Genomic DNA, 12,247 nt, shown 5'->3' on the forward strand with positions numbered 1-12,247 from the left:
TCTGATTTTATTGGATTTGTGGTTTCTCTTTTAGCTCATCGTCAGTGTAGCCACACAAATATAGACCACTCGGTCCAGCCGTAAGTAAGACCATATCAACAAACTCTAAGGCAGAGTCGGCGGCTAATAATGGATCTGAATGGCCTGTTAATGCTTCCGCCTCAAGTTCATTCATCGCAAGAATATCAACATATTTATTAATAATATCCATTAGTTGCTGACGATTCTCATCAACTAAATGTTTAGTACCAAGAGACATTACAACAGGGATATGGTGCTGCTTAGCGTATTCCAATGACAGTGTTAATGCTTTTTGAATGGGTTTGCCGTGATGTCTAATCGGATAGGCGCAGGTAACAAATGCGGATGCTCCGGCGATGATGTCTTCTGGAATATGATCTTCATTTAATTCATCCATATCTCCTGGGGCAATGGCAAAGGTTCGCTCTCCATCAGGCGTGATTAGAGTGATTCCACGACCAATATCCCCTGCGACGCCTTGTAAGTGGTTCATGTCTACTTTGCTGCTAGTGTGGCAAATGTAGTGGTAGGCGGGGAGCCAAGTTTTATGTTGGATGACATGACGCCTAATAAAACCGACTTATCATCAGCTAAAACAGAATAGTTATGTAAGGTGTTGCCAATAGTCCCTCCTGCGAAGTGGTCAGAAATACGACCTTTATCCACTAATTCTTGATAAATTGTTGTCGCAGTTTGATGATCAACTAAGTTTGATAGGCCTTTAGTGATATTATGATGTTGTAAAAAATCATCACTAACACTTGCAACTACGTCAACAATGGTTTCGTCCAAACCCACTATATAGGTGTCTTTATCTGGTCGGACCTCTGAAGATGGTAGAATGGGCTTCGTTTGGGAAACGGGGAAGTAGTGTTTAATCTTTCTGCGACCAGGAAATTTCATTGATTGATGGAGCTCATAAAAAATAGAATGAAGTATTTTACCAAACTATTGATTATTACTCACAGTTAGATTTTATAAAAAGTGAAATTTATGAACGAAACAGAGCTTGATAGGTACAGTCGACAGATATTATTAGCAAATTTTGACTATATGGGTCAACAACGCTTATTAGATGCACGAATTTTAATGGTTGGAGTTGGGGGACTAGGAAACATTGCGGCGTCTTATTTAACCGCTGCTGGTATAGGGCACCTTACCTTAGTTGATGACGACTTTGTGGAAAGTAGTAACTTACAAAGACAGGTGTTGTTTAAAGAGTCTAATATAGGCCAAAAAAAAGTTGATGCCGCCAAAATGCAATTATCCTCTCTTAACTCTTCAACCCAGATCGATGTCATTGATGCGCGTCTATCCGGGCAAGAGCTAGTGAAGCAGATTCAACAAGCGGATTTAGTGATGGATTGCACTGATAACTTTGTCATTAGACAGCAAATTAATCAAGCATGTCATGCTTACAAAACCCCTTTAGTGAGTGCGGCCGCGATACGTTGGGAAGGACAAATCGTGAGCTTTCTTTTCGATCAAGCAATGGCTCCTTGTTATCAGTGTTTATACCCGAATCTTTCTGATAACGCTTTAAATTGCAGTCAATCAGGCATCATTAGTCCTGTTGTTGGCAGTATTGGTGTATTGCAGTCTCTAGAGGCACTTAAAATAATCAGTCAATGTGGGGTAGTTACTCATGGGGTATTGAAGTTATTTGATGGCTTTAACGGCCAATGGAGAGAGCTAACGTTAACCGCTGATCCTGACTGTAAAGTCTGCCACCCACATTGATTCTTTATAGTTAGCCCCTATCTACTTGATAGAAATAATTCGTCCTGTTTTTGTTGGGTTTTTGATACAATACGCGCCAATACTATCACCAGTAAGGTGTATTTGCTGGTCTGTTTACTATTTTAGGAGTGATATAAATGAGTGATGTAAAACACGCTAAATTGATGATTTTAGGTTCTGGCCCTGCGGGTTATACGGCAGCAGTATATGCCGCTCGTGCTAATTTAAATCCAGTAATGATTACTGGAATGCAAATGGGTGGACAGTTAACGACAACAACAGAAGTTGATAACTGGCCTGGTGATGATCAAGGTGTACAAGGTCCTGAACTAATGGAACGTATGCGCAAACATGCAGAACGTTTTGAAACTGAAATCGTGTTTGATCACATTAATAAAGTAGATTTAGAAAACCGTCCTTTCCGTCTTGAAGGCGATAGTGGTGTGTATACTTGTGATTCATTGATCATATCGACCGGTGCAAGTGCTCAGTATTTAGGCATGGAAAGCGAAACTAAATATATGGGGCAAGGTGTTTCGGCGTGCGCAACATGCGATGGTTTTTTCTACAGAAATCAAGATGTAGCCGTTGTTGGTGGTGGTAATACAGCGGTTGAAGAAGCGCTTTATCTAGCCAATATTGCAAAAACAGTTACGGTTATACATCGTCGTGATAAGTTTCGCTCCGAAAAAATCTTATCTGATAAATTGCTAGAAAAAGCAGAAAAAGGCAATGTTAAAATTGAATGGTTCTCCGAGCTTGATGAAGTATTAGGTGATGATGCGGGTGTAACAGGCGTTCGTATTAAAAATAATCAAACGGGCGAATTTAAAGAGCTTGCTGTTGCAGGATTATTTGTTGCTATTGGACATAAACCAAATACAGATATCTTTGAAGGTCAGTTAGATATGAAGGACGGCTATATTAAAATTCAGTCTGGCTTACAAGGAAATGCAACACAAACCAGCATAGAAGGTGTTTTTGCTGCCGGTGATGTATGTGATCATATTTATCGTCAAGCGGTTACATCGGCTGGTACCGGGTGTATGGCGGCGTTAGACGCTGAGCGTTTTTTGGATTCTGCTGAATAATAAAACGACTATCTTTGAGTCTTATTATTTAAGACTCAAAGATAGTTATAGTTATAAAAAAACCACGCAATTCGCGTGGTTTTTTTATAACCAATAAGATATTTCTTATTTAGCGTTGTAGGCTTCAATGCCTTCGATGATGATCGCTTTTGCCGCCGCCGCATCAGCCCAACCTTCCACTTTAACCCACTTATTTTTTTCAAGTGTTTTATAGTTTTCAAAGAAGTGCTCAATTTGGTTGCGTAATAATTCAGGAACATCATTAACGTCTTGAATGTCAGAATAAATTGTCGTCAATTTATCGTGAGGAACCGCCAGCAATTTTGCATCAGTACCCGCTTCATCGGTCATATTCAATACAGCAACAGGACGGCAACGAATAACCGAGCCTGGTACAATTGGATGCGGTGTGACAACTAATACATCAACAGCATCACCATCATCTGCAAGAGTATTGTTAATGTAGCCATAGTTTGCAGGGTAAAACATAGGCGCGGCCATGAAACGGTCTACTAAAAGTGCGTCCATGTCTTTATCAATTTCATACTTTACAGGTGAACTCTGTGCAGGGATTTCAATAGTAACGTAGATGTCGTTTGGCACGTCTTTACCAGCCGGAATGTTTGAATAGCTCATTATTTAGTCTTCCCATAGGGTTAAAATTTAACGCATTATAAAAGCTCATCGCGGCTGATGCTAGGTAGTTAGGATTATAGTTTGGGATTATTATGCATTTTTTCACCTAAAAGAAGCTAAAAAAATGAAGAGAAACGACTTAACTTATTGCTTTCTTTCCAGATTTAGCTAGTCTTAGTCTATGATCAAAATTTAGTCGTGAGGATTGAGATGACAAAATCAGAGTTGATCGAACTGCTTATTGACCAACAATCTCACCTTCCTGTGAAGGATGTAGAGTTAGCGGTTAAAGCAATACTGGAACATATGTCTGAGTCTTTGGCAGATGGCGAACGAATTGAAATACGTGGTTTTGGTAGTTTTTCATTACATTACCGTGCTCCGAGAATCGGTCGTAATCCTAAGACGGGTGAATCTGTTGAATTAGATGCGAAATATGTTCCTCACTTTAAACCAGGTAAAGAGTTAAGAGAGTTAGTGAACGATCCAGATGCCGATTTATCTGAACTAAACTAAATTTACCTTTTACCTCGAATTTTTACGCTGATCGCGGCATAATGACCTCATTAAACTTGTGGTGGGTCTTTTCATGTTAAAGTGGTTATACCGTATTATTGGTGCACTCATTCTTTTTACTTTATTAGTAATTGGTGTGTTTTTTGCTGTTCGTAATCCTCAGTTAATCAGTCTGGATTTTGTTATTTGGCAATCTCCTGAATTTAGTATTGCTTTGCACGTCATTCTAGCTTTTGGTATTGGCGTTATCTTAGCCTTAGTGGCGAGTTCAGCAATAATGATAAAATCTGAACGGAAAGTTCGTCTATTAACAAAACGCCTTGCTAAAAATCAAGCTGAACTTGCTTCTATTCGTAAAGACTCTATTGCTAAAGAGCTTGACGTGAGCGAGGAGTAAATGGATTGATTGATGTAGGTTTATTTGTTGTTCTTTTTGTTGCGTTAGCTTGCGGTTGGTTATTAGGTAAGCGCAAACCAAGAGAAACAAAAAAAGTTACTGACAAGGGAATTCCAAAAGATTACTTCAGAGGCCTCAATCATTTATTGAATGACCAGCATTCTGAAGCTATTGATGCTTTTGTTGATTCCTTACATGTCAATTCTGAGACGTTTGAAATACACCTTACGATAGGTAACCTATTTCGTAAAAAAGGTGAAATTCAAAAAGCAATTAACGTTCATCAGAATCTTCTCTCTCGTCCCGAAATCAGTCCAAAAGAAATGCGCTTGGTGCAACTTGAGCTAGCCAGTGACTTTATGTCGGCTGGATTGCTTGATCGTGCTGAACGCTTGTTACTTAATATTGCAGGGACAAACTCTGAATTTCAACCGATGATTTTGACATTATTAGTTGACTTATATGAGTTTGAACAGAGCTGGGATAAAGCCATTAAAATTGGTACTCAGTTAAATCTAATTCAAAGCAATGAAAAAATAGCTAAGCGCTTAGCTCATTACCATTGTGAAATTGCTCAATCCATGATGGACAAAGAACAATATCAGGAAGCTTATAAGTATTACACTTCAGCCTTAGATGTGGATGAAAAATGCGTCCGAGCGAGTATTGGAGCTGCAGACATTCTTATTGAACAGGGCCGTTTTAAAGAAGCGATCAAAGAGTTAAAACAAGTCGCTATTCAAGATAAAGAGTTTGTCCCGGTTATTTTACCTCAATTGAAAGAATGCTATGACAAATCATGGCGTATGGGGGGATATTTAAAGTTTCTAATTGAGCAAAACAAACAAAGCCCCTCCGCTTCGTTAATGATGGCCATTGCACAGCATTATTATCATGAAGATCCTCAGTATGCAGAGACTTTTTTAGTTGAACAATTACGTTTACATCCAACGATAAAAGGTTTTAAAGAGTTGATTAAAATGCAACTCGATGAATCGCAAGGAAAGAATAGCGATCATCTACACGTTATTTTTGAGTTAATAGAACATCTAGAACAAGTTAAACATAAATTTTTATGCCGCCAATGTGGCTTTTCAGGTCATCAATTACATTGGCAATGCCCAAGTTGTAAAAATTGGGGCACAGTAAAGCCAATTCATGGCTTAGAAGGCGAATGACCAAGTTGTTTATCTATTAAGATAAACGAGATTTATTTATCAATTCAGAGGAAGCATAATGTCCTGCCAGTCTCCCATTGTGGTTGCATTAGATTACCCGATATTAGAAGATGCAATGAACATGGCACAACGCCTAGATCCATCTCAGTGCCGAGTAAAAGTTGGAAAAGAGTTATTTACTCGTGTTGGCCCTGCCATTTTAGATGACCTGCATAAATTAGGTTTTGATATTTTTCTTGATTTAAAATTTCACGATATTCCTAATACAGTAGCCAATGCGGTAGCTGTTGCTGCTCGTGCTGGTGTTTGGATGGTGAATGTTCATGCTTCTGGTGGACGTAAAATGATGGAAGCGTCGGCTAATACGCTACAATCTATTCAGGGGGCAAATACTCTACTTATTGCGGTGACAGTTCTGACAAGTATGGACCAACAAGATCTAGCCGAGATTGGTATTGATTTGTCTCCACAAGAACATGTCCAACGATTAGCTCGTTTAGCGAAGTCCTCAGGCATGGATGGGGTGGTATGTTCTGCTCAGGAATCGTCAGTGTTGTCACACGAGTTGGGCAAAGATTTTTGTTTAGTTACACCGGGCATTCGTCCTACAGGAAGTGATCAAGGCGATCAAAAACGCATAATGACACCAACGGAAGCGATACAAGCGGGAAGTCATTATTTAGTGATGGGAAGGCCTATAACACAAGCGGCGGACCCCATTGCCATTTTACGTCAAGTAAATACAGATCTAGGTGTTGTTATTTAAATTTGTACTTTTGAAATGAATCATAGGACTTGTTTCTACTAAACTTTTTTCCTATGATTCATATACAGCTTACATGGAGTAGGCTGTTTACCGTATTTTTACTTTTCTCTTTGTGATTAATAAAAATAGGTAATTTACTATAGATTAAAAGGAGTTTATCGATGAATATCGGAATGAAACCATCCACTTTTTTCTTTTCTACCGTAAAGCTGTTAACTTTCTGGTGTGTGTTAATCCCTTCATTTTTTGTCAATGCCTATGCTGTTTCTCCGTTGAATATTAATACAGCAAGCGTCAAACAATTATCAGCAGTAATGTCTGGTGTTGGAGATGCGAAAGCAAAGGCAATTATTGCTTTTAGAGATCAAAATGGTCCCTTTGAATCCATAGACGATCTAACGAAAGTAAAGGGAATTGGTAGTGCTTTAATAAATAGAAATAGGGAATTTATCTCTGTTAAAGACTCTGAAGTACACCCTAAGAACGACATACAGGAGGCAGGTACCGAGTAGTTTTTTGACACTAGACTCAAAAATCAGTGCTGGTTATTCTGTTTACTCAGTCAAAAGGTAACCAGTGCTGAGACTTTATTCATAACTTCCCTGTCTTCAATGTGTTTAGGAGGTATTCATCAATAGCAGACAATGCCACTTTATACTTGATGCGAAGCTGGAATAAGTCGTTTCTTGAGATGTAATAGGCTGTGTTACTGTTTAAAAAGACAGTATTTCAATAAAGTTTTTGTTAAGCTTCATTTATCGTCAAAATTACTTATAGGAAGCTATTGTGTCGAATGAGTTTACGCTGGTCTCTTCTTATTCTCCTGCTGGAGATCAACCGGCAGCAATTGAAAAACTGGTTAGAGGGGTTGAGTCTGGTTTAGCGCATCAGACCTTATTAGGGGTAACCGGTTCAGGTAAAACCTATACGATTGCCAATGTTATTTCGCAAATAAAGCGCCCGACCATCATTATGGCCCACAATAAAACCTTGGCTGCGCAGCTTTACGGTGAATTTAAAGAATTTTTTCCAAACAATGCCGTAGAATATTTTGTTTCTTATTATGACTATTATCAGCCTGAAGCTTATGTGGCCGCATCGGACACCTTTATAGAGAAAGATGCGTCTGTTAATGAACACATAGAGCAAATGCGTTTGTCCGCTACCAAAGCATTATTAGAAAGAGAAGACGTTATTATTGTGGCGACGGTCTCGGCTATCTATGGCTTAGGAGATCCTGAATCTTATTTAAAAATGATGTTGCACCTTGATCGTGGAGAGCGCATTGATCAAAGGGACGTATTACGCCGTTTAGCGGAATTGCAATACACGCGTAATGATATGGTGTTTGAACGGGGAAACTTCCGTGTACGGGGTGATGTGATTGAAGTCTTTCCTGCGGACTCTGAAGACACCGCCGTTCGTATAGAGCTTTTTGATGACGAAGTAGAGCAACTTTCTTACATTGACCCTTTAACAAATAAAACCCTTCGTAAAGTTCCACGAGTAACTATCTACCCTAAAACACACTATGTAACACCTAGAGAAACTATAGTTAACGCTATTGAGCGTATCAAAGTCGAACTTGATGAGCGATTAGCACAATTAAAGTCTCTTGATAAACTGGTGGAATTACAACGGTTGGAACAAAGAACTCGATACGATCTGGAAATGATGCAGGAATTAGGTTATTGCTCTGGGATAGAAAACTATTCACGTTACCTTTCTGGTCGTCCAGAAGGTTCACCACCGCCAACCTTATTTGATTATTTACCCGATAATGCCTTATTAGTAATCGATGAATCTCATGTCACTGTGCCTCAATTGGGAGCTATGTATAAAGGAGATCGTTCTCGTAAGGAAAATTTAGTTGAATATGGATTTCGCTTACCTTCAGCATTAGATAATCGTCCTATGCGTTTTGAAGAGTGGCAGAAAATGAAACCGCAAACGATTTTGGTTTCCGCAACACCAGGTAAATATGAAGCAGAACATCAAGATTGGGTTGTAGAGCAAATTGCACGTCCAACAGGGCTTGTAGATCCAGAAATTGAAATACGTCCTGTCGCGACTCAAGTGGATGATTTACTCTCTGAAATTAATATTCGTTTACCTAAAAAAGAACGAGTGTTGGTGACGACGTTAACAAAACGAATGGCAGAAGATTTAACGGATTACCTTCATGATCATGGTATTCGTGTGCGTTACTTGCATTCAGGGATTGATACGGTCGAGCGGGTTGAAATTATTCGGGACTTACGCCTGGGTGAGTTTGATGTCTTAGTGGGTATCAATTTATTGCGAGAGGGTTTAGATATACCTGAAGTAAGCTTGGTCGCTATATTAGACGCTGACAAAGAGGGGTTTCTTCGTTCAGATCGTTCACTTATCCAAACGATTGGCCGTGCTGCACGTAATCTTAATGGCCATGCCATTCTTTATGGCGATAGAATTACTGGCTCTATGGAGAGGGCCATTAGTGAAACTAGCCGCCGGCGAGAAAAGCAAATCGCTTTTAACTTAGAGCATAATATTACGCCTAAGGGCATTTCTAAGTCAGTCGAAGATATTATGGAAGGTTCCTATAACCCAGGAGCCGGTAAAAACCGCAGTCAAAAAACGAAAAAAGTGGCAGAGATGGAAGCGGACTATAAAGTTGAAACTATGGATGATGTTTCTGATGTGCGTAAAGTTATATTGAATTTGGAAAAAGAGATGGTCATTGCATCTGAAGAACTTAAGTTCGAATTGGCTGCTGGTTATCGAGATCAAATACGCCAACTACAAAAGAAATTGAAAGAGGTGGGCGCATTATAGCGATGTGACCTATCCTGTATATTGATTAAAGAGTGCTCTTTTATGCGAGCATTAAACGAATACTATTAGAGGTGATATATGGCAGAGGAATCAAGCCAAGCGAAAGGTCGTTTAACTACTCGTACTGTTGCTATGCCATCGGACACCAATCCCGCGGGTGATATTTTTGGTGGTTGGGTCATGTCGCAAATGGACATTGCCGCCGGAATTTGTGCCGGACAGCGAGCGCAAGCGAGAGTGGTCACCGTAGAGATTGATCGTATGAGTTTTATTCGTCCAGTAAAAGTAGGAGACATATTAGGGGTTTACACTCATGTTCACTCCATTGGTCGAACCTCTATGCAAATCGCGGTGGAAGCCTGGGTTAGGCGCGGTCGTATAGGAACAAGAGAAAAGGTTACCGAAGGCATTTTTAAGTTTGTGGCATTAGATGAAAATGGAAAATCTACCCCGGTACCAGCCGAAGAAGATTTACCAGACTATGTCATGGAGAGTGCTGGCTTTTAAAAAAATTGTCGGAAACACAAAAAAATAACTTTAATAAATTCAAAATGTTAAAATTCAGGCAAACAGTACTTGCCAATGTAAAAACAATGGGTATAATTTGCGGCACAAAGACAATAGGACTATAGCTCAGTTGGTTAGAGCGCATCCTTGACATGGATGAGGTCAGCAGTTCGAATCTGCTTAGTCCTACCAAATTTATACTTACTACTTTCTTGGATTTGAGAGTATAAGTTACAAAAGCCGGACCTTATGTTCGGCTTTTTTGTATCTGATTTTGCCTAGTTTGTGCCCCATGTTACTGAATATGGATGAAAATGATGATCTTTACTTTTAATCATTATTTATGTGTGATTCGTAGAAAAGTTTTCAATCTAAGTTTTTACAAATTCAAGATTGTAGTAATGAGCGAATTAACAAGTTTTAAAAGAGTCTGCGGACAGTGCTGTACTGCTTAATCTATCTAGGGCGTTTGTTCTAGAAGGAAGCGATCAAATAGACATTGCGGGCTTCTACTCTCCCAGTAATATTAATGTGAAAATTCCTGTTCCTTATAAACGACACAAGAAACACTCCAACTCCCATTCTCGGCGTAACATTTGCCAGAATGGATGTGGATAACGGCTACCAAGGGCAGGGCATCGCTAAAAACATGGTAACCATGCAATGTAGCGAACCCTACTGATAAACGAGAGTATGAGCGTAGTTGGGTTAATTGTAGAGGGTAAAGATGATGATTTTGTTAAATTCTATCAAAGTCGTCATTTCATCTTCTTTAATAAGGAAGATAAAAATCTACGCGTTTATTTGCTTCAAATGGTATAAATGACTCGCAGTGCGAGTAAAATCAAAATAACCCCAGAGATTCGGTCAATGATCAGTGCCTTAGAGCGCACTCTGTCTATTACCTTAGAGTTAGAAAGAAAAATAGCGATTAAGCTATACCACAATCCATCAATCAATAATGGTGTTGAAACGATTACAATTTGATTAAAGGTATCATTTGCAATCGCTATAAACGGACTAAAGAGAGCGGTGAAAAACAGCATAATCTTTGGGCTTAAAATAGAAGTCAAAAAACCCTCTCGCATTCCTTCGAAAATCGGCGTCTTTTTTCCAGAAGCCAATTTAGCCGCTAGTCCTCCCTTTGAGCGCAGAGCATTCGAACCTAAGTATATTAAATAAGCGGAACCTAGAAGGGTAATGCTTGTAAATATTAGTGGTGTCTGCTCCATCACGACAGATAAGCCGATTATCGTAATGAAAGCGTAGATACCAATACCCATGGCATGTGACCAAGCGACAGCAATACCGTGAGCTCGACCACTCGCTAAAGAATGTTTTGCAACGATCGCAAGACTAGGGCCCGGAGACATAGCGCCTAATAAACAAATGCTAAAAAGTGATAACCACACTGTGATTGTCATAACCTATCCTTATTTTATTTTCTCTCATTAGATAGGAACTTGATCATTAATTGAAATCATAATTAATTATAATCGCCATGATATAAAATCATGGCGATGTATTTATCAGACACCGTATTTCGAAGTACTTAATATTCGAGCTATCTCGTATCTGAAGTACTTATGTGCGGGTTCATTATCAAATTTTGGGTGCCAAAACAGCCAATATTTCTGCTCTTGAGTCTCAAATGGGAGGACATGAGTTTTTATATCCCAATGTCGTGCTAGGTTCATCGCAATGTGCTCTGGAAGTATAATTAAGCGGTCACTGTTTGTTAATAAGTTCATAGCGGTGCTAAAGAAAGGCACCTTCAACGTAATTCGGCGAGAGTAGCCTTTATCAGCCAATTGGCGATCAACGGAGGAGTCTTTATCGGCACCACCAGTAACCTTTATATGGGTATATTTTACGATGTCTTGAACTGTTATTTGATCTTGTTCTGCTAACGTATGGTGACTGGCCATAACGCATACTGGTATATCCGAGCCTAAATAAATACTGGATACATTATCGGGCTTTTGTGTAAGCATTGATGACGCTAAGTGAATTCCAGATTCATGTAACATATTGATTAGATCCGGTTTCCACAGCTGAAAAGAGATATCCAATTTTGGAGATTGCTGTGTCAAATACTGGGCTATATCAGGGAATAGATACTGAGCGACATAATCACTCGATGCGAAAACGATTTCTCCTTGATAGCCTTTAGGCTCAAATGGAACATCGGTAAGTAACTCATCAAATTCACCAAGCAGTGAATCCAACCTGGTTTTAAGCATTACTGCTTTTGCGGTTGGGATTAATTGATTGCCATTTCTTACCAACAGCGGATCTTGGCATAAATCTCTAAGTTGAGCCAGTTGGCGGCTTACGGCAGATTGTGAAATATGAAGGCGGGCGGCCGCTTTTGTGACATGGCACTCTTCTAATAAAATATGGAGAGATCGTAATAAGTTGAGGTTAGTATTCCTTAACATGCCAAAAGTCCTGATTTAACAACTTATGATGAAGTCGTATGGTGTATTTTAAGGGTTATATAACCTTTCTGAACCGATTGAGTCAATTCATACTTTAATGCAATGCTGATCAAATAAAAGTAGAAATAATCAAGCGG

14 protein-coding genes and 1 tRNA gene are annotated in these 12,247 nt (G+C 39.3%); 10 read left to right on the forward strand and 5 right to left on the reverse strand.

The features are described 5' to 3' along the window. Nucleotides 1-7: 7 nt before the first annotated feature. Nucleotides 8-514 (reverse strand): PfkB family carbohydrate kinase, encoded by a 507-nt coding sequence (locus O1D97_RS19715; protein ID WP_346433179.1) that lies wholly within the window; start codon nucleotides 512-514, stop codon nucleotides 8-10. Between the two features lie 2 nt (nucleotides 515-516). Next, the gene (locus O1D97_RS19720; protein WP_346433180.1) at nucleotides 517-924 is read right to left on the reverse strand and encodes a carbohydrate kinase family protein; all 408 of its coding nucleotides are present in this window, start codon (nucleotides 922-924) and stop codon (nucleotides 517-519) included. Between the two features lie 90 nt (nucleotides 925-1,014). On the opposite strand from O1D97_RS19720, the gene O1D97_RS00155 reads away from it, so the two are divergent. Next, nucleotides 1,015-1,761: a HesA/MoeB/ThiF family protein gene (locus O1D97_RS00155; RefSeq protein WP_269121722.1), complete on the forward strand. Its 747-nt coding sequence runs from the start codon at nucleotides 1,015-1,017 to the stop codon at nucleotides 1,759-1,761. A 137-nt stretch (nucleotides 1,762-1,898) separates the two neighbouring features. After that, complete coding sequence (gene trxB / locus O1D97_RS00160; protein WP_269121723.1) at nucleotides 1,899-2,852, forward strand: thioredoxin-disulfide reductase; 954 nt, start codon at nucleotides 1,899-1,901, stop codon at nucleotides 2,850-2,852. A gap of 105 nt (nucleotides 2,853-2,957) precedes the next feature. Here the strand turns inward: trxB and ppa are convergent, their stop codons facing one another. Then, entirely contained in the window at nucleotides 2,958-3,488 is a 531-nt protein-coding gene (gene ppa / locus O1D97_RS00165) for an inorganic diphosphatase (RefSeq protein WP_269121725.1), read from the reverse strand. A gap of 210 nt (nucleotides 3,489-3,698) precedes the next feature. Between ppa and ihfB the strand changes: the two genes are divergently transcribed. The 8 genes from ihfB to O1D97_RS00205 all read left to right on the forward strand — a co-directional run bounded on the left by ihfB (nucleotide 3,699) and on the right by O1D97_RS00205 (nucleotide 9,861). Then, the gene (gene ihfB, locus O1D97_RS00170) at nucleotides 3,699-4,004 is read left to right on the forward strand and encodes an integration host factor subunit beta (protein WP_269121726.1); all 306 of its coding nucleotides are present in this window, start codon (nucleotides 3,699-3,701) and stop codon (nucleotides 4,002-4,004) included. A gap of 73 nt (nucleotides 4,005-4,077) precedes the next feature. Beyond that, nucleotides 4,078-4,401: a LapA family protein gene (locus tag O1D97_RS00175; protein ID WP_269121727.1), complete on the forward strand. Its 324-nt coding sequence runs from the start codon at nucleotides 4,078-4,080 to the stop codon at nucleotides 4,399-4,401. A gap of 5 nt (nucleotides 4,402-4,406) precedes the next feature. Then, nucleotides 4,407-5,579, forward strand: coding sequence for a lipopolysaccharide assembly protein LapB (gene lapB, locus O1D97_RS00180; RefSeq protein ID WP_269121729.1), 1,173 nt, complete (start codon nucleotides 4,407-4,409; stop codon nucleotides 5,577-5,579). Nucleotides 5,580-5,637: 58 nt separating this feature from the next. Next, complete coding sequence (gene pyrF, locus O1D97_RS00185) at nucleotides 5,638-6,345, forward strand: orotidine-5'-phosphate decarboxylase (RefSeq protein WP_269121731.1); 708 nt, start codon at nucleotides 5,638-5,640, stop codon at nucleotides 6,343-6,345. A gap of 161 nt (nucleotides 6,346-6,506) precedes the next feature. Beyond that, a complete protein-coding gene (locus O1D97_RS00190; RefSeq protein WP_269121733.1) occupies nucleotides 6,507-6,857 on the forward strand; it encodes a ComEA family DNA-binding protein in 351 nt (116 codons plus the stop codon). 274 nt (nucleotides 6,858-7,131) lie between these two features. After that, nucleotides 7,132-9,162 (forward strand): excinuclease ABC subunit UvrB, encoded by a 2,031-nt coding sequence (gene uvrB / locus O1D97_RS00195; protein ID WP_269121735.1) that lies wholly within the window; start codon nucleotides 7,132-7,134, stop codon nucleotides 9,160-9,162. A gap of 78 nt (nucleotides 9,163-9,240) precedes the next feature. Further along, on the forward strand, nucleotides 9,241-9,669 hold the full coding sequence (locus O1D97_RS00200; protein WP_269121737.1) for an acyl-CoA thioesterase: 429 nt from the start codon (nucleotides 9,241-9,243) through the stop codon (nucleotides 9,667-9,669). A gap of 115 nt (nucleotides 9,670-9,784) precedes the next feature. Further along, nucleotides 9,785-9,861, forward strand: a tRNA-Val gene (locus O1D97_RS00205). A gap of 617 nt (nucleotides 9,862-10,478) precedes the next feature. Here the strand turns inward: O1D97_RS00205 and O1D97_RS00210 are convergent. After that, entirely contained in the window at nucleotides 10,479-11,093 is a 615-nt protein-coding gene (locus O1D97_RS00210) for a LysE family translocator (RefSeq protein WP_269121739.1), read from the reverse strand. 105 nt (nucleotides 11,094-11,198) lie between these two features. Beyond that, entirely contained in the window at nucleotides 11,199-12,110 is a 912-nt protein-coding gene (locus O1D97_RS00215; protein WP_269121741.1) for a LysR family transcriptional regulator, read from the reverse strand. Nucleotides 12,111-12,247: the final 137 nt, after the last annotated feature.

Source organism: Marinomonas phaeophyticola (genome assembly GCF_026966905.1).
Taxonomy (GTDB): domain Bacteria; phylum Pseudomonadota; class Gammaproteobacteria; order Pseudomonadales; family Marinomonadaceae; genus Marinomonas; species Marinomonas phaeophyticola.

Coding starts and splice junctions, on each gene's coding strand:
- O1D97_RS19715 (WP_346433179.1), bottom strand. CDS start 514: ATGAACCACTTACAAGGCGTCGCAGGGGATATTGGTCGTGGAATCACT.
- O1D97_RS19720 (WP_346433180.1), bottom strand. CDS start 924: ATGAAATTTCCTGGTCGCAGAAAGATTAAACACTACTTCCCCGTTTCC.
- O1D97_RS00155 (WP_269121722.1), top strand. CDS start 1,015: ATGAACGAAACAGAGCTTGATAGGTACAGTCGACAGATATTATTAGCA.
- trxB (WP_269121723.1), top strand. CDS start 1,899: ATGAGTGATGTAAAACACGCTAAATTGATGATTTTAGGTTCTGGCCCT.
- ppa (WP_269121725.1), bottom strand. CDS start 3,488: ATGAGCTATTCAAACATTCCGGCTGGTAAAGACGTGCCAAACGACATC.
- ihfB (WP_269121726.1), top strand. CDS start 3,699: ATGACAAAATCAGAGTTGATCGAACTGCTTATTGACCAACAATCTCAC.
- O1D97_RS00175 (WP_269121727.1), top strand. CDS start 4,078: ATGTTAAAGTGGTTATACCGTATTATTGGTGCACTCATTCTTTTTACT.
- pyrF (WP_269121731.1), top strand. CDS start 5,638: ATGTCCTGCCAGTCTCCCATTGTGGTTGCATTAGATTACCCGATATTA.
- O1D97_RS00190 (WP_269121733.1), top strand. CDS start 6,507: ATGAATATCGGAATGAAACCATCCACTTTTTTCTTTTCTACCGTAAAG.
- O1D97_RS00200 (WP_269121737.1), top strand. CDS start 9,241: ATGGCAGAGGAATCAAGCCAAGCGAAAGGTCGTTTAACTACTCGTACT.
- O1D97_RS00210 (WP_269121739.1), bottom strand. CDS start 11,093: ATGACAATCACAGTGTGGTTATCACTTTTTAGCATTTGTTTATTAGGC.
- O1D97_RS00215 (WP_269121741.1), bottom strand. CDS start 12,110: ATGTTAAGGAATACTAACCTCAACTTATTACGATCTCTCCATATTTTA.